This is a genomic window from Mesorhizobium sp. M0598, from assembly GCF_040320865.1.
GTDB lineage: Bacteria > Pseudomonadota > Alphaproteobacteria > Rhizobiales > Rhizobiaceae > Mesorhizobium.
Genome location: NZ_JAMYQL010000006.1, coordinates 156,518 through 172,501, shown reverse-complemented (window position 1 = coordinate 172,501; position 15,984 = coordinate 156,518). Strand labels below are relative to the sequence as shown.

14 protein-coding genes and 1 riboswitch are annotated in these 15,984 nt (G+C 62.0%); of the genes, 4 read left to right on the top strand and 10 right to left on the bottom strand.

Annotation, left to right across the window (positions count from 1 at the left end; translation table 11 throughout):
* Positions 1 to 150: 150 nt before the first annotated feature.
* From NKI59_RS11100 to NKI59_RS11075, 6 genes are read right to left on the bottom strand one after another with little or no spacing between them, the layout of a single operon-like run.
* Positions 151 to 744, bottom strand: a complete 594-nt coding sequence (locus NKI59_RS11100; RefSeq protein ID WP_352449702.1) for a HupE/UreJ family protein — start codon at positions 742 to 744, stop codon at positions 151 to 153.
* A gap of 47 nt (positions 745 to 791) precedes the next feature.
* Positions 792 to 1,331 carry a hypothetical protein gene (locus tag NKI59_RS11095; protein WP_352704167.1) on the bottom strand — a complete coding sequence of 180 codons (540 nt, stop codon included), beginning with the start codon at positions 1,329 to 1,331 and terminating at the stop codon, positions 792 to 794.
* A 2-nt stretch (positions 1,332 to 1,333) separates the two neighbouring features.
* On the bottom strand, positions 1,334 to 2,542 hold the full coding sequence (locus NKI59_RS11090; protein ID WP_352704165.1) for an agmatinase family protein: 1,209 nt from the start codon (positions 2,540 to 2,542) through the stop codon (positions 1,334 to 1,336).
* Positions 2,543 to 2,552: 10 nt separating this feature from the next.
* Positions 2,553 to 3,362, bottom strand: coding sequence for an ATP-binding cassette domain-containing protein (locus tag NKI59_RS11085; protein WP_352449699.1), 810 nt, complete (start codon positions 3,360 to 3,362; stop codon positions 2,553 to 2,555).
* The gene (locus NKI59_RS11080; RefSeq protein ID WP_352449784.1) at positions 3,359 to 4,237 is read right to left on the bottom strand and encodes an ABC transporter permease; all 879 of its coding nucleotides are present in this window, start codon (positions 4,235 to 4,237) and stop codon (positions 3,359 to 3,361) included. The genes NKI59_RS11085 and NKI59_RS11080 overlap by 4 nt, the downstream gene beginning before the upstream one ends.
* Positions 4,238 to 4,275: 38 nt before the next feature.
* Positions 4,276 to 5,340, bottom strand: a complete 1,065-nt coding sequence (locus tag NKI59_RS11075; RefSeq protein WP_352449698.1) for a putative urea ABC transporter substrate-binding protein — start codon at positions 5,338 to 5,340, stop codon at positions 4,276 to 4,278.
* 102 nt (positions 5,341 to 5,442) lie between these two features.
* A riboswitch (guanidine-I (ykkC/yxkD leader) is annotated at positions 5,443 to 5,558 on the bottom strand.
* 381 nt (positions 5,559 to 5,939) lie between these two features.
* On the opposite strand from NKI59_RS11075, the gene NKI59_RS11070 reads away from it, so the two are divergent.
* Both NKI59_RS11070 and NKI59_RS11065 read left to right on the top strand, forming a co-directional pair.
* Positions 5,940 to 6,581, top strand: coding sequence for an NADPH-dependent F420 reductase (locus tag NKI59_RS11070; RefSeq protein ID WP_352449697.1), 642 nt, complete (start codon positions 5,940 to 5,942; stop codon positions 6,579 to 6,581).
* Positions 6,578 to 8,173 carry an aldehyde dehydrogenase family protein gene (locus NKI59_RS11065; RefSeq protein WP_352704161.1) on the top strand — a complete coding sequence of 532 codons (1,596 nt, stop codon included), beginning with the start codon at positions 6,578 to 6,580 and terminating at the stop codon, positions 8,171 to 8,173. Before NKI59_RS11070 ends, NKI59_RS11065 begins: the two co-directional genes overlap by 4 nt.
* 162 nt (positions 8,174 to 8,335) lie before the next feature.
* Here NKI59_RS11065 and NKI59_RS11060 read toward each other — a convergent pair whose 3' ends face one another.
* Positions 8,336 to 9,205 (bottom strand): LysR family transcriptional regulator, encoded by an 870-nt coding sequence (locus NKI59_RS11060; protein WP_352704159.1) that lies wholly within the window; start codon positions 9,203 to 9,205, stop codon positions 8,336 to 8,338.
* A 231-nt stretch (positions 9,206 to 9,436) separates the two neighbouring features.
* Between NKI59_RS11060 and NKI59_RS11055 the strand changes: the two genes are divergently transcribed.
* The gene (locus NKI59_RS11055) at positions 9,437 to 9,592 is read left to right on the top strand and encodes a YjiS-like domain-containing protein (RefSeq protein ID WP_156937304.1); all 156 of its coding nucleotides are present in this window, start codon (positions 9,437 to 9,439) and stop codon (positions 9,590 to 9,592) included.
* Positions 9,593 to 9,602: 10 nt separating this feature from the next.
* The gene (locus NKI59_RS11050; RefSeq protein WP_352704157.1) at positions 9,603 to 10,586 is read left to right on the top strand and encodes an aldo/keto reductase; all 984 of its coding nucleotides are present in this window, start codon (positions 9,603 to 9,605) and stop codon (positions 10,584 to 10,586) included.
* A gap of 161 nt (positions 10,587 to 10,747) precedes the next feature.
* Here NKI59_RS11050 and NKI59_RS11045 read toward each other — a convergent pair whose 3' ends face one another.
* The 3 genes from NKI59_RS11045 to NKI59_RS11035 all read right to left on the bottom strand — a co-directional run bounded on the left by NKI59_RS11045 (position 10,748) and on the right by NKI59_RS11035 (position 15,573).
* Complete coding sequence (locus NKI59_RS11045; RefSeq protein ID WP_352704155.1) at positions 10,748 to 12,883, bottom strand: calcium-binding protein; 2,136 nt, start codon at positions 12,881 to 12,883, stop codon at positions 10,748 to 10,750.
* A 664-nt stretch (positions 12,884 to 13,547) separates the two neighbouring features.
* Positions 13,548 to 14,657 (bottom strand): acyltransferase family protein, encoded by a 1,110-nt coding sequence (locus tag NKI59_RS11040; protein ID WP_352704153.1) that lies wholly within the window; start codon positions 14,655 to 14,657, stop codon positions 13,548 to 13,550.
* Positions 14,658 to 14,721: 64 nt separating this feature from the next.
* The gene (locus tag NKI59_RS11035; RefSeq protein WP_352704150.1) at positions 14,722 to 15,573 is read right to left on the bottom strand and encodes a class I SAM-dependent methyltransferase; all 852 of its coding nucleotides are present in this window, start codon (positions 15,571 to 15,573) and stop codon (positions 14,722 to 14,724) included.
* Between the last annotated feature and the right edge of the window lie 411 nt (positions 15,574 to 15,984).

Genomic DNA, 15,984 nt, shown 5'->3' with positions numbered 1-15,984 from the left:
AAGCTGCTAGCCTCAATCTCCGGATGAGATCAGAGTCGCTCAGACCGGGTCTTCAGGATCTGGTACAGCACGTTTCGGATGCGCTGCCAAACGGTTAGCCGGTTGATCACGCCTTCGCCTCCTGTTCATCGCAGATGAATGGGCTGCGGTTCAGATGATCTGTGCCGCCAGCGCCACGCCGACCAACGACGTGCCGACCCCTGCCGTGCGGATGGCTCGCGGCCAGCGCCGAAGTGTTAGGGCGGCTAACGCGCCGGTCGCGTGAAGAGCCGAAGTAGCGACCACGAAGCCGACCGCATAAGCGATGCCGCTGGCCGTCTCGGGAATTTCGAGGCCATGGGCATTGCCGTGGAAGAGGGCGAAGAGAGCAGTCAGCGAGGCGGCCACAGCGAGCGGAAGCGGCTTGGCAAGCGCCATCATGGCGCCGAAGACCACCAGCGATAGCGTTATGCCGGTTTCCAGTGAGGGCAGGCCGATGCCGGCGATACCGAGCAGGGCGCCAGCGAGCATCGCCGAGACAAAGCACGACGGCACGATGATGATCCCCTTGCCGCCGGCGCGAGCGGCAATGATGCCTACAGCCATCATGGCAAGCAGGTGGTCCATACCGGTCAGCGGGTGCTGAAGACCGTCTACAAACCCGTGGGCATGAAAACCGCCGCTATGGGCGAAGGCCAATGAGGGGATGAGGGTTGTGGCGGCTGCCAGGGCGAGTCTGCCGAAGAATGAAAGCGTTCTGTTCATGGTTCTTGACCTGTTTGATAGAGGTGCGATCGGTTCAAGGCCGGTGCTCATTGTCCGGCCCCTGGCATGGTGAATTGTGCGGCGCCGGACCTGTCGGCCAGAAGCCGCGCCTCGCCGAAGTCGAGGAGTCTTTGTCCCCTGCCGTCATGGTAGACGAAGGCCAGGCGGCGCCGGCGCGACGTCAGTTTCGCGGGCAGCGGGTGATAGGTGACGCCGGCGCCACCAATCAGCGGCATGACGGCGCCGACATCGACCATGTCCTGCGTCTCGACGCGCAGAAGATGCAGCCGCACGCCGTCGGCGGTCTCGCCGACGAACGGAATCCCGGCGAGGCGCAGGAAACTGGAGGGGTCGGGCGCCCGCGAAAACCCTTCGAGAAACGCGATCTCGACGAGATCGAGATCCGTCGCCGGCGCGTCGGCGGGTTCGGGCGCATGGTCGTGCGGTAGATGCGGTGTCTGCCATTGCAACGGCTTGCCGGCCGGCCCGTTGTGGCCGACGGGGTGGGGATGGTGATGATGACCGTTCGGCCCGTGATGGTGACCGTCGCCATGGTCATGGCTGTGGTCGTGATGATCATCGTGCATGGTCAAAAGCTCGTCGGCTTGTCGATGATGGATTTGTGCTTGCCGAGATTGCCGTGCGCGACCATCGAGCCGAGCGCCTCGACGACAACCCGCACGCCAAACAGCGCCGTGATGTCTGACGTGTCGTAGGGCGGCGACACCTCGACCACTTCCAGTCCGCAGATGCCGGGCGCCGACACTAGCCCGAGCAGCTTCAGTGCCTCGCGCGGCAGGAAGCCACCGGGCTCCGGCCAGCCCGTACCAGGCACGAAACCGCAATCGATGCTGTCGACATCGAAGGAGATGTATACGGCGTCGGTGTCCTTCCATGCGAGTTCGAGCGCGATCTCCGCCGCCTTCTCCAGCCCCATCTGTTCGATATCGGAAATCGTCAGCACGTTGGTGCCGCGCTTCCGCGCCTCGGCGACGCCGTAGCGCGGCACCTGCCAGCCGCCGATACCGAGCTGCACCAGATTGCTGGCCGAGACGTTCGGCAGGTTGGTCGCCCAATACCAGGGCGTCGTGTGCATACGTTCGTCGAGATCCTTTTCCTGGATGTCGATGTGGCGGTCGAAATGGATGATGCCGATTCGCTTGGAGGTCACGTCGGCGATGCCGCGCACGCACGGAAATCCTATCGAATGGTCGCCGCCGAGCATGATCGGCAGCGCCCCGGAAGAGGCGACATGGCTGACGCCCTTGGTGATCTGGTCGAAGCTCTTTTCGAGATTGGCGGGGATGGTGAAGACGTCGCCGGCGTCGCAAAGCGTCATCTGCTCGCGCAGGTCGACACCGAGCTCATAATTGTAAGGCGTGTAGAGCGCCGAGATGCGGCGCATGCCTTGCGGCCCGAAGCGGGTTCCGGGCCGGTAAGTGGTGCCGCTGTCGAAAGGAATGCCCATGACGGCAGCGTCATATCTGCCGACATCGCGGACGTTTTCGACATAGGGCGCCTTGAGGAAGGTGTTGATGCCGGCGAAATGCGGCAACTCGCCTCGCGCGAATGTCGGGATCGACTTGTCGATGATCGAATCCGATCCGGGCAGGCCCATGTCGAGTGCCCATTTCTGTTCCTTGCGCCAGCCATCCTCGGGCAGCTTTCCTTCCGCCTCGATCGACTTCCAGCCCTGCATGTCGCGGATCTCGAAGTTCGGATGGTGGAAGCGTTGGCGTGGCTGGTGGTCGGTGAGCCCGGCGCGACGATGCCGGCGTTCTGGACTATCTCTGTGCATGAAACCTCCTTCACGACGCCGTCGTCGCGATTGCGCTATCCAGTCGGGTCGTCCCGACCATCGCGGCCACTTCGGCCACGTCTCGTGCGGAAGCCCGGTGCTTGCGGTCGAGCTTCAGATCGTAGGTGATCGTCGCGCCATAGGCGGACGGGAACTGGGGGTCGTGGCGCACCTTGTCGAAGACCAGCACGCGCGTGCCGAGCTTGAATGCCTCGCCGATATCGTGGGTGACCATGACCACGGTCATGCCGTGCTCGGTCCAGAGCTCGGTGAGCAGCTCATGCATCTCGATGCGAATACCGGGATCGAGTGCGCCGAACGGCTCGTCGAGAAGCAGGATCTGCGGCCGGCCGAGCAAGGTCTGCGCGATCGCCAGCCGCTGCTGCATGCCGCCAGAAAGCGTGGCCGGATAGAGGTCGCGCGCATGGCCAAGCCCGACCCGTTCCAGCATGGTTTCGGCTTCTTGCCTGGCGCTTTTGCGCCTGGCGCCGAAGACGCGGCCGAACGGTCCGCCCGAACGGAAGTCCTCGACCAGCAGCAAGTTCTGTAGCGCGGTCAGATGCGGAAACACGGAATAGCGCTGGAAGACGATGCCGCGCTGCGGCGTCGGTTCCGGCACGATCGGCTGGTCGCCGACGATGACCACGCCGCCACTTTGCTGTTCCTGGCCAAGCAGGATGCGCAGGAACGTCGATTTTCCACAACCGCTGGCGCCAACCAGCGACAGGAATTCACCCGCTTCGGCGGAGACGTTGACGCGTTCCAGCACGCGGGCGTCGCCGTAGCTCTTCTCCAGCCTATGGACGAGGATCCGGCTCATCTGGTCCGCACCGGATGCGCCCAAGGCGAGATGATGTGAGAGAGCCGCACGAGCAGCCAGTCGGTCATTACCGCAAGCAGCGTGATCCAGGCGACGTAAGGCAGGATGACGTCCATCGATAGGTAGCGACGAACGAGGAAGATGCGGTAGCCGAGCCCCTCGGTGGAGGCGATGGCTTCTGCCGCGATCAGGAACAGCCAGGCCGGCCCAAGCGCCAGCCGTACGCAAGTGATGAGGCGCGGCATGACCTGTGGCAGCACCAGCCTGAGCACCATGGTCCAGCTGTTGCCGCCGAGCGTCTGTGCCTTGGCGACGAGCTCCGGCGGCAATTCCATCACCCGGTTGGCGATGTCGCGCACCATGACCGGTGTGACGCCGAGAGCGATCAAGGTGATCTTGGCCGTTTCGCCGAGGCCGAGCGCAATGAACAGGATCGGCAGCAGCGCCAGTGGCGGGATGACGCAGACAACTGTGACCAAGGGCAGTAGAAAGGCCCTGACGCGCGGGATGAAACCTATGGCGACGCCAAGGCTGAGCGCCACCAGCGTGGCCATGCCGACTCCGGCGAACAGTCTGATCAGGCTGGCATAGGTGTCGGCCCACAGGATCAGGTCGCCGGAGCGCTTGTCCGGCACTGTCGCCAGGTCTGAAAAGGCCGACCACATCTGTGCAGGGGAGGGCAGCAGCTTGTCGCTGGGATTGACCGCCAGCCTTTGCGACGAAGCGAAGAGATAGGCAATCGCCACGGCGGCAAACGGAAGCGTCCCAAGCAGCAACGCTCCGCCGCGGGAGACCGTCGCGTTGATGATGCGAAGCCGCCCTTTCGGCCTGCTAAGTTGCAGGCGCGCGACTTCGGGGCCTGCTGCGGCCTGCATGATGCCGGTTCCTCTGGCTAGCATGTCGCGCTCCCGCGTCAGAGCGTTCCGCCCGCCGCCTCTGCCATAAAGGCCGGATCGAAGCGCAGCTTGACGTTGTTGACATCGCCCAGCGTCGAGCCGTCGGAGAAGCTCATGCCGATCACGTCGACGCTCGGCGCGTTGGTACCAAGAATGCCGTGGCTGAACAGGAAGTTGCGCACCAGATCCATGGTCTTCGGCAGTTCGGCGCCGTTGGTGAATGCGACCGCCTTGGCCGGCTCGAAGAACATCGCCGTTGATGCAAGCTGAGCGTCGAAACCGGCAAGATCCGTCCCCGACGCCTTGGCCATCTCTTCCTTGGCCGCCTTGCCTTCGGGCGTGCCCGACGTCATCAGCGCCATGGCTTCATACCATGCACCGACAAGCGCCTTGCCCAAGGCCGGATTGTCCTTCAGCGTCGCGGTGTTGACGACCATCATGTCGATGATCTCGCCGGGGATCTCAGTCGAATCGAATACCTTGTGGGCGCCCGGCATGGCAGCGATTTCCGAGACCAGCGGATTCCAGGTGACGACGGAGGTGACGTCACTGGTGCCGTAGGCAGCGACCATGTCGGCATCGGAGGTGTTCACCACCGTAATGTCCTTTTCGGCCAACCCCACCGTCTCCAGCGCGCGCGCAAGTAGGTAATGTGAGACGGAGAGCTCGACGAGATTGACCTTCTGGCCGGCAATATCCTTGAGCGCGGTCTTGTTCTTGAGGATGACCGCGTCGTTGCCGTTGGAGAAATCGCCGACGATCAAGGCCGTCGTGTCGACACCGCCGCCGGCCGGGATCGAAAGCGCATCCATGTTGGTCATCGAACAGCCGTCAAAGCCGCCGGCCGTGTACTGGTTGATGCTCTCGACATAGTCGTTGATGCGGGTGATCTCGACATTGATGCCGTATTTGTCGGCCCACTTCTTCATGATGCCGCTGTCGGAAAGATAGCCCCACGGCATCCAGCCGACATAGATCGACCAGCAAATCTTGAAGTCTTTCTTGGGCGCCGCTTGCGCGGCTGAGATGAAGGGGAGGCTGAGTGATGCGGCTAGGATGATTGTGGCCAGTTTGCGAAGCATTACATACCCCTGTTTGCGATCCGGATTGCGTCCGAACGTCTGTTTGGGGGGTTCACGGAGCGCGCATCCGGGAGAGGTTCGCGCCAGCAAACCCGTGCAGGGTTCTCCCGGGATTTTGGCCCGCCGTGTTCCGCCAGATGCCTCAATGCATCTCAAGCGGTCGCGTCTCTTGGACCAGCACCGTGATCGACACGGCCGGAACCCTAGACGCTCTGCACGTGAATAACGAAGCAAGGGGCGTGCCAGTCCGGAAAGCCGTCCTGAGGCGGCCTTTCCCCGGATTTGCAGGCAATCGCGTTATGCTGATGCCACAAAAGTCATCGCAACGCCGACGGATTAGGCAAGGAAAATCTAGCGTCAACCAATATGAGCAGGCTTGTGCCCTGGGGACCTCCGCTGATCGCACCCTGCTCTATGGTCGCCCACACATACATGCCCAATAGGGACACGTTCGGGAAGGGCGTGAGCGCGCGGCGGATCCGGATGCCAATTGGCGCCGACCCATGTGACGAGTGCGCCCGATCGTGCAAGGGCAATTCGTGAAATAAGCGCGACCGCAATGATGCTAGGCAAGCCCGATCGCGTGTCCGGAGGCAGTTGTGAAAGTTGCGATCATCGGACCAGGCTCGCTCGGGAAGGCCTTGGCGAAATGTCTTGGCCTCGCCGGGCACGAAATTCGCCTCAGCTTCAGTCGTGACGAAGGCAAGTTGCGCGCAATTGCGGCAACCCTCCGTGTTGGCTTCGGTGCCCCTGACGAAGTAGCGAGATGGGCCGACGTAATTGCCCTGGCGACGCCATGGCCGGCTCTCGAGCTGGCGATGGACGCGCTTGGCGATTTGTCGGGCAAGATCGTCTGGGACAATACCAATGCAGTCGCGCCTGACCTTTCCACGATGCTGCTAGGCACTACTACGTCTGTAGGCGAGGAGGTTCAGAGGCGCGCGCGGGGCGCCCTTGTCGTCAAGTGCATTCCGACCTTTGCCGAATTGCTTGACAGGGATGATCCGCGTCTCAACGGCGATCCGGTGACGAGCTATGTCGCCGGCAATGACGCAGATGCCAAGGCGGCGGTTTGCCGGCTTCTCGCCGATCTGCCGACAATGCCGGTCGATGTCGGCGATCTCACGGCCTCGCGCCTGATCGAGCCGATGATGCTGCTATTGGTCCAGCTCGCCTATCGGCGCGGGATGGGGCCGACAATTTCCTTCAATCTCATTCGACAGGACGGAACCGGTTCATGACTGATTATCTACCCGCGCGGCGCAAGGCGATTCCAGTAGGACGTCTGCTGATCGATGGCCAATGGCGCGATGCCGTCAGCGGCGAGACTTCGACGACTTTTGATCCGACCACGGAGGCGGCGATCACCGATATTGCGAAGGCGGACGTCACCGACACGAGCGATGCCGTCGCGGCCGCGCAGCGGGCTTTCGAGCAAGGACCCTGGGCGCGGATGCATCATGAGGAGCGCACCAAGATCCTGTTTCGCATCGCCGATCTAATGGACGAGCGGGCCGAGGATTTCGCGGTGCGCGAGGCGATGGATATGGGTATGCCCTATCGCGATTTCCGCGATATCATCATGCCGCACTGCTCAGGACTGTTCCGCTTTCATGGCGGGCTCGCCATGAGCGCGATGGACGGCGCCTATCGTACCAGCTACGAACCAAATATCAGGATCCTGACGCGGCGCGAGCCGCTCGGCGTGGTCGCTGCGATCACCCCGTTCAATTTTCCCCTCGCGCTGTCCTGTTCGAAAATCGCGCCGGCACTCGCGGCGGGTAACACGGTCGTTCACAAGCCTGCGACCGACACGCCCCTGACGGCCCTCGCCTTGGCGCAAGTGATCCTCGACGCGGGCGTGCCGCCAGGCGTCTACAATCTCGTCACCGGCCCGGGCGCCACCATCGGCGACGCGCTGGTCAACGATGCCCGCGTCGACAAGATCGCCTTTACCGGGTCGACCACCGTCGGCCAGGGCATCATGCGCAACGGTGCCGGGACGATGAAACACCTGACCATGGAGCTCGGCGGCAAGAGTCCCAATATCGTTTTCGGCAGCACGTCAGGAAGGTGGCGCGTCTGGTCGCTCTCGGACGGTTACATCGAGATGCCGGCGGACCTTCTGCGGGACCCGCAGGATAATCCGGTGCCGCAAGCTGCGTTGGCAGGGGCGCTTCGCCTGTCTGTCAATTGCTTCGCCCTCGCAGGTCCAGGCGTTGACGGCGTTCTGATCGACAGCGGAGGAGGGGGCTGGGCCCCGACAGTGGGGCGTCTTGAGCAGGCCATGGCGGAAGCCAAGATCGACCCGGCTTCGATCACGGTCTTGGCGCTCACCCACGCCCATCAGGATCATGTGCACGGACTTTTGACCCCCGACGGCCGAGTGCTCTTTCCAAACTTGAAGGCGATCGTAATTCCCGAAGCGGCTGTGCAGAGCTTTTTCGCTTACGCGCACCTTGCGCAGTTCCGGCCCCTGCTGAAGCCTGTCCAGAATGGCGACCAGGTGGGTGAGCGATTGAGGGCGGTCGCCTTGCCCGGTCATGCTGCCGGTCATACCGGCTACACGTTCGACACGGACGAGGACCGTTTCCTATTCTTCGGGGACATCGTTCATGTGCCGGCCTTGCAGTTCGGCAATCCCGCGTTCAGTTGGGGCTATGACGACGATCAGCTGACCGCGCGCGCAACCCGCCTAAAGGTTTTCAGTGACGCGGCCGAGGCGGGGACGTGGATCGCCGGCGCGCACCTTGGCTGGCCGGGCATCGGTCGCGTGGTGCGTAAGGGCGAAGCATACGGCTATGAGCCGGCAGGAGGACGAGTGACCGGATAGGCGGCCCGGTGCTGATCGGTTTATACCGCTCTCTTCGCCCAAGGCAAGGATCTCGACGAGCAGCGCGCCGCACTCCGGCGTCCTCAACGGCGGCGGTACCATCGTCCGGCCCACCAAAATATCTGATTCTTGATCCACTGGCGGCCGATCGACGCCTGAGGCTTACCGGATCGGCCTCTCGCCGCGAAACAGTGGCTGGTGCGCCCGCATCAAGGCGGCGATCCGGTCGGCGACTTTCCGTACCGGCGGGGAGTGACGTTCCTCGTGATGGGTGACGATCCATTGGTCGGTTTCAAGTTCGGGGATAGGCTGAGCAACGCGAACCAGCCGCGGATCGCCGTCACCGACGAAGCACGGAAAGACCGAAAGGCCGGCGCCGGCGGCCACCAGTTCGCGCACCGAATGGGTGTTGTTGCCGCGTACGGCGATGCGGTCGCCGTGATGGGCTTGCAGCCAGCGCGCCGAGGCAATGTTTGCGCCTTCGCCGGTGACGCCGACGAACAATCCGGCGGCGATGCCGTTGATCAGGTGACGTCCGGAATAAATGGCGTGGGCGACCTTGCCGCTCTGACGGCCGGCCAGCCACTGCTCGGTCGGGCGCTCGCTGCGGATGCCGATGTCGGCGGCACGGCGGCCGATGTCGACCGGGTCGGTAGTGGTGACAAGCTCTACCCTTATGCCGTCATCGACCGTCCAGATCTCGCCGATATGGGCGGAAACGAAGGCTGAGGTCCATGGCCCGGCCGAGACGCGGACAATGCGGTCGGGCAGGTTTCCCTCGCGCCAGCGGGTCAGCGACTGCATTGCCGCCTCGACGTCTTCGGCGCGCCGCAGCAGTTCCTCGCCGACCGGGGTCAGCCGGTAGCCGGTCTGCTGGCGCACGAATAGAGGTTCGCCGATCTGCTTTTCGAGCGCGGTGACGCGTCGTCCAAGGGTGGCTGCGCTGAGGCGCGTGGTTCCCGTCGCTGCGCTCAAGCCACCCAGCCGCGCAACGTCGAGAAACAACCTTAGATCGTCCCAGCCGATATCCATTTTGCAGAAATGAAAAACTCCTTGCGACCGTGGCTGTAGCGCAAAGCGGGCATCGTGCGCAAGTATGCAGGCATTGGAGGCGTTGGACAATCCTGCCTGGCGGGACAGGGACAAGCGCCTCGGCTGGCTAAGAACCGAGCGCAGCCCTTTCGATCGCGCATGCGATTCGCGCAGAGGCTTTGCGCTTTCGACCAACCCAGGCGGGCATTCTGAGTGCCAAAGGAGACGATCATGTTGGATGAACTTCGATACCGTTTCGCCCGCTGGATTGCCTATCGCCAGACGCTTGCGAGCTTGAGGCAGGCCCGGGACAGCACACTGGCGGATGCCGGCATTTCTCGCGAAGAGATCCGCGAGCGTGCCCGCCACGCCAGCTTGCGTCGTTGAGGAGCCGGGCATGCAGATGATGATGCTTTGGGATGGCCGCTCGGTACCGCGCATCGGCATCGGCACTTGGGCGGCGGGTGGCCCCGCGCGTTGGCGTGACACGGCGACAATCTATGGCGAGGTCGACGATATCAGGTCGCAAGCCGCGCTGGCGATGGCTTATGAGATCGGCGCGCGGGTGTTCGACACGGCTGCCGCCTACGGCGCCGGCAATGCCGAACTGATCCTCGGGCGGGCATTGAGGGGTAAGGACGAAGCCGTCATCGTCACCAAGGTCGGCTATTTCGGCGATCCCGAAACGCGTAAGATCGCACCCGAGGATGCCTCTGTCGCGGCAATCCGGACATCGATCGACAATTCGCGGCAGCGCCTGCAGCGGGATTGTATCGACGTCGTGCTGCTACATATCAACGAGTATCCGATCGAGCGCGCCGGCGAGGTGTTCGATACGCTCGGCCTGTTGCGCCAGGAGGGGAAGATCGGCGGCTTCGGCTGGAGCACCGATCACCGCGAACGGCTTGCCGCCTACGCGCCGCGCGAGGGGTTCGTCGCCGTAGAGAACGACTTCAATGTGTTTACCCCCGCGAACGAGCTGATGGCCGTTGCGGCGCGCGAGAACCTCGTCTCGTTCAGCCGGCTGCCGCTGGCAATGGGGCTGCTCACCGGCAAATACACGCCGGCCATGCGGCTGCCCACCAACGATGTGCGCGGCGGGAATGCCGAATGGATGGTGTTTTTCAGGGATGGCGCCGCCAACCCGCACTATCTGTCAAGGCTCTCGGCAATCCGCGACCTGCTCACCTCGGGCGGACGCACGCTTGCGCAAGGCGCGCTCGGCTGGATACTCGCCAAGTCGGCAATCGCCTTGCCGGTTCCCGGCTTCACGCGGCCTGAGCAGGTCGAGGACAATCTCGGTGCGCTGGAGAAAGGGCCGCTGCCGGCAACGGTGATGGCCGAGATCGACGCAGTGCTGAAAATTGCCGAGACTGCGTAGGGTGTGGTGAATCCGGAATTCGCATTGGCGATAATACGACCAACTTCGATCTCTCTGATGTCTGCCGATATCGCATTTTTCTTAGTCAAGCTTCCGTGGCGCAATTTGAACACGGACGGAGCGGCGGACACGCTCGAGTTGAAGGTCCGCCGCTCCGGTTTTCAGATCAAAGAGTGATGCTGCAACGGGAGATGGGTAGCGAGCTGCGCTTGAGCTGCGCCGCCGACCGCGTCGCTGTCGAGAGAGAGCGACCCGGTTGAGCTGTCAAAGATGATGTGGTGGGAACCATCATCCGTGGCCGTACCAGCAGGGGAAGTATGCAATGAAAGCCCGCCCGACTTAAGCTCGGTAAGAGCGGCTTGATCGAGGTGGAGCTTGTCCTGAAGCTTGCTGAAGTCGAAGGCATCGTTGCCTCCGTGGCCAGACATGATCTCGGCGGCGGCGCCGTTTTTTGCCTGGGCGCCGACACTTTCATCGGGCTGGACGGTTTGCGCGAACCCGTGGCGGATCAGGCTGGTTGCCGTCTTGTCGGATGGATCGTTGGTCGGGAGAAGTTCCGAGCCGGCCGAAAGAGAATGGCTCAACGAGGCCAATATGCGGTCAACGCTGCTGCCCTCGCTTACCTTGTCGCCGGCATTATCGTGGGTGGTGTCAGTCGAACTGCCATCGCTGGCGAGGAGGTGAGAAAGCGCGGTCTTGTCATGACTGCCATCGCTGGTGGTGGCACCGGAGGCGGCGGTAGCAGTCGAACTGCCGTCGCTGGCGAGGAGGTGAGAAAGCGCGGTCTTGCCATGGCTGCCATCGCTGGTGATAGCGCCGGAGGCGGCGGTATCAGGCGAACTGCCGTCGCTGGCGAGGAGGGGCGACAGCGCGGTCTTGCCATGACTGCCATCGCTGGTGGTAGCGCCGGAGGCGGCGGTAGTAGTCGAACTGCCGTCGCTGGCGAGGAGGGGCGACAGCGCGGTCTTGCCATGACTGCCATCGCTGGCGGTAGCGCCGGAGGCGGCGGTAGTAATCGAACCGCCGTTGCCGGCGAGGAGATGCGACATCGTGGTCTTGCCATGATTGCTATCGCCGGTGGTGGCTTCGGAAGGGGCGGTGGCAGTCGAGGTGCTGCCGCCGGTGATGGTCCCGGCCGGGGCTGTGGCGGTCGAGGTGCCGCCGCTGGAGGTGGCTTCGGCCGGGGCTGTGGCGGTCGACGTGCTGCCGCTGGAGGTGGCTTCGGCCGGGGCTGTGGCGGTCGACGTGCTGCCGCTGGAGGTGGCTTCGGAAGGGGCGGTGGCGGTCGAGGTGCCGCCGCTGGAGGTGGCTTCGGAAGGGACTGTGGCGGTCGAGGTGCCGCCGCTGGAGGTGGCTTCGGAAGGGGCTGTGGCGGTCGAGGTGCTGCCGCTGGAGGTGGCTTCGGAAGGGGCTGTGGCGGTCGAGGTGCCGCCGCTGGAGGTGGCTTCGGAAGGGGCTGTGGCGGTCGAGGTGCTATCGCCGGTGGTGGCCTCGGAAGGGACCGTCGCCGTAGAAATGGGATCGGTGGCCGCAGCTTCGGAAGGAGCAGTCCCGGCGGTGCTGAGATTGTGTTGCCGGAAAACGGCCTGCAGTTCCGGGGAGCTCTCAAGCGCGGTGTCGCCTCGCTGTGAACCCCAGGCGTACGCGTACTCGAAGGCGGGTGACGGAACCAGCTTGGCCCAGTGGTCCATCATGGTTTCCATCTGGGCGGCGGTGGGCACGACATATTTGCCACCCATGTCGGTGTTATAGTCGCCACCGCCAAACGTCTGGTAGCCTGGAATGATCTTGCTCGTCGGGATGCCCGATGCCTGAGCGGCAGCGACGAATTTGTCGATCATGTTATAGTCGACCGCGCCATCCGTGCGGACAGGATAGACATCCACGCCGTAGTAATCGATACCGGTATTGGCGGGATTGTACGTGTTCGAAAAATCCGGATTCGCGGACGTCCCCAAGCTCATCATCGTGATGTAGGTCTTGGCGTCCGGCACATTGGCGTGAATCCAGTCGGATTCTGCCTTCAGATTCGCGGCGGAGGCGTAGGTGCCCCATTGGCCGGTGGGATCCGGCTCGTCGACAAGGAAGAATCCGAACAGCTTCGGATTGCCGATGAAAGGCGTGATCTTGTCGATAAAGGACGACGTCGCTCCGTCGGTTTCGTTGAGGTAGACCAAGCCCTTCATACCGTCCGGCAGCGCATTGAGTTGGTCAACAGATGAAACGTCGGCCAGATTGAATCCGGCTTGCGAAATTTCCGTGCCCGATCCACCTGACGTGTAATGCAGAGTTGTCATCCAATATTCCTTTTTCTGTTTCGACCGTGCCTACTTACAGACGGCGTATATTAGCGCCAAATCACATACCGACACCCTCTGACAGAAATATTGAGGTTTGAAGTAGGATTGAGCGTTGGAGGGGCGCTCCCTTCGAACTCGTTTCCGCAACGGTATCGACGACCAGCCAAGGATGGTTCTATTCGGGATAAGACTCGGCTAACTTGATCCGACCGTGTGGAGCTTGGCTCGAATGGCGCGGTCGAGAAGCCGTCCGATGCAGGACGGCCGGGAAATCTGAAAACCAGACCAAAAACAAAACCCGCCTAGCGGCGGGTCGTCAGTGCGAATCTGCACCGTACCCAAATTACTAGCATAGCTGCCGGCACAAAGCAAGAACAAAATGTGACGCAATCGACGAAGCTGCCGATCTAGACGGCGCTTCTCCGAAATGCGAATGCGCCTCGCAGCCGGCATTGCCGCAACAGCGGTGCCGTGCAACATCGGCGGCTTGGAAGGAACCCCGGTGCTGTCTCGCCTGATCGCCGGCCTGCTGCTCGCCTGCGGATTGACCCACAGATCATGTATTCGCTTGCGCAGGCGTCGTGGGGCTACCCAGTTGCCTTTTCCGCGAGGCGACGGTTGGACTCAAACATCTTCTGCGGCATCCGCCGAAAGCTCCTGATCATGACGTTCGCGCGGAAGAGGTTGGCCGGATTGGCCGCGAGGCTGGTGCAAGGCGATATATCCCAGACACCAGGGCGCGGACGAGCGGCTTGCGTACCGGCGTCTCGATGAAGCGCCAGACGATAAAAGAGGCAAGGAGGACCCCGGCCAACACGACGAAGAATGCGGCGTTCTTGCCGACATGAGGCGCCAGCGCGTTAAGCGAAATGTAGCCGATATACTGGTGCAAAAGATACAGCGGATAAGTCAACCCTCCGAGCATCATGCTAGCCTTGGATGGAGCAATCACGGAGCGGAGCAATATCGCGCCAGCGAAGACTCCGTAGACCACTATATTGGCAGCGAGGAGGGCCGGATACGAAATGGCTGCGCCAAAGTGCTCCTGCATCCAGTTATGAGAGAACATTGCGGTCTGGCAAGACACCAGGAACGCGACGGCAAGAAACAGGAACGCAGCCGGTGAACGGCCCCTTGCAACGATGTCTTCCGCGAGGATGCCGGCGGCAAACAAAGGCGCATAGTTTGTAATGAAGAGAATGCGTATCACCGGGTTCCCAAAGAAGAACTCGTTGGTTGCCGAAATTGCGAGCCAGATGGCCGCGATGGGTATTTTCCAGCGCTGAAAGGCGCCGGCAAAGATCAGCACTGCAACCCAGCCGTAGAACAGGATCTCGAGCATGATCGACCAGTAGACGCCATCCATGGACGGCCTGCCGAAGAGGCGGGCGAATATGGAAAGATTGGCTACATAGGTTGGAACATCGGTCGGAAAACGCTGATCTTTGGCGACGACGAGAACAACAAACGTCGCGGTCATGCAGACGAGGAATCCGGGATAAATCCGGGCGAAGCGGGCGACCGCGAATTCCTGCCAGGTTCGACCTTCGGCCGACCACGCGATGACGAAACCGCTGATCAGGAAAAACAGATTGACGCCGAGATAGCCGTAGATGGCATAAGGTGCTGCGGCAGGATATTCCACGTCGAGATTGCCCGCGATCGCGCCGCCAAAAAGATAGTGAAAGAGCACGACCGCGAGGGCTGCAGCCAGGCGCAGCAGGTCGAGTGATGCCATGCGCGCCGGAATGGCCTTGCCTGCCGGTTCCACAGCTACCTCCCGCAGCCGTTTCAGCTTTTGACAACCATCAGCGGCCTGATCCGCAATACCAGTGCTAACGCGAAGACTGCACACCGGCGGCAGGCCAAGCCTTTACCTTCTCAAGTACGAACAGCTGCTCGCAGGACAGGAACCGCAGGACGCTAAAAGAGCGTACCAGCTTGAGCCCCGCCGCCGCGAAATCCTGTCGTGCAACGGTGAGATTGACGGGATGAGGCGCCGACATCCTTCCGGTGATCATCTTCCGCAGCCTTAGCCGTATTCTCTGGAGGCGGGTGCCAAGGCCGTAGGATACGATCAGGCGACGGCTGGCAACGCGCGCGAGCTCAATGATAATGTCGCGCCTGAGATGTGGCGGGATAAGGTGAATGAGGCGAAGGCAGACCACCGTGTCAAAGCTTTCGTCGGCGAACGGCAGCTGCGTCACGTCACATCGGATGAATCCCCGAAATCCTGATTGACCTTCATATGCTGATTTAGCCAAGGCCATCATTTCCATTGAAATGTCTGCAGCCAGCACCCGACAATTATGCTGGCCCAGCACGCCGGCCAGCTTCCCGGTTCCGCATGGGATATCGAGCACCTGAGATGGAGGCGGGCTGCACCTCTCCAGCGCCTTGGCGATGCAGCGTTGCTCCCGTCGCGCAATGACGTATGACGCAACGGTGGACAGCTTCAACCGGCCTGCATAGCCGTTCAGGTACCAGCTCGCAAAACTCGGATCTTGATATCTCTGTTTTGTCGGGAGCTCATAGGCCGCGACTGCCGCGACCTTGGCGTTGTAATTGGCAGGTATAGCCGTATTTGCCGCTGCCGTCTGATGTGGCTCGAGGTTCTCGCTCATATGCCTGCTTTCATACGATTTCTCCTGCAGATGAGATCGAAGATTTTTGTCCGATACGTTCATTGGATAGCCGACCAAGCTGCCCTATTGGCGATAGAGGGGATAAACGGCCAGTTGGCTGCGTTCATCACAGAGAAGGTTTCCAGAAGGCTGGGTGTCTCGCATCCCTCGAACGGATGAGACATGCCGAACTCATGACTGCCGCGCCCTCGCGGAAGTGTGCTGGGGAATAGGGCTACTGCACACCCCTTTCGGAGACGGAACGGTAAACGGACGGTAGGCAATCCGGAAGGATAGTGACCGAAACGCACTCCTTCCGTTCACGATTTTGGCGTCCGTCGATATCCTAACGTGACCACACCGTCATTCATACGGATGGCGCGGATTCCTGGCTCGTCGGCTAGACATCCCAGGAAGAGATGGGCGTTCGCTTCAGCAAATGGACATGACGTCACTGCCAGTAGGCTTCCCTCA

Excerpts from the sequence above, each read along its gene's own strand:
- NKI59_RS11090 (WP_352704165.1), bottom strand. The coding sequence starts at position 2,542 with ATGCACAGAGATAGTCCAGAACGCCGGCATCGTCGCGCCGGGCTCACC.
- NKI59_RS11065 (WP_352704161.1), top strand. The coding sequence starts at position 6,578 with ATGACTGATTATCTACCCGCGCGGCGCAAGGCGATTCCAGTAGGACGT.
- NKI59_RS11080 (WP_352449784.1), bottom strand. The coding sequence starts at position 4,237 with ATGCAGGCCGCAGCAGGCCCCGAAGTCGCGCGCCTGCAACTTAGCAGG.
- NKI59_RS11095 (WP_352704167.1), bottom strand. The coding sequence starts at position 1,331 with ATGCACGATGATCATCACGACCACAGCCATGACCATGGCGACGGTCAC.
- NKI59_RS11035 (WP_352704150.1), bottom strand. The coding sequence starts at position 15,573 with ATGAACGTATCGGACAAAAATCTTCGATCTCATCTGCAGGAGAAATCG.
- NKI59_RS11085 (WP_352449699.1), bottom strand. The coding sequence starts at position 3,362 with ATGAGCCGGATCCTCGTCCATAGGCTGGAGAAGAGCTACGGCGACGCC.
- NKI59_RS11045 (WP_352704155.1), bottom strand. The coding sequence starts at position 12,883 with ATGACAACTCTGCATTACACGTCAGGTGGATCGGGCACGGAAATTTCG.
- NKI59_RS11055 (WP_156937304.1), top strand. The coding sequence starts at position 9,437 with ATGTTGGATGAACTTCGATACCGTTTCGCCCGCTGGATTGCCTATCGC.
- NKI59_RS11075 (WP_352449698.1), bottom strand. The coding sequence starts at position 5,340 with ATGCTTCGCAAACTGGCCACAATCATCCTAGCCGCATCACTCAGCCTC.
- NKI59_RS11060 (WP_352704159.1), bottom strand. The coding sequence starts at position 9,205 with ATGGATATCGGCTGGGACGATCTAAGGTTGTTTCTCGACGTTGCGCGG.
- NKI59_RS11100 (WP_352449702.1), bottom strand. The coding sequence starts at position 744 with ATGAACAGAACGCTTTCATTCTTCGGCAGACTCGCCCTGGCAGCCGCC.
- NKI59_RS11050 (WP_352704157.1), top strand. The coding sequence starts at position 9,603 with ATGCAGATGATGATGCTTTGGGATGGCCGCTCGGTACCGCGCATCGGC.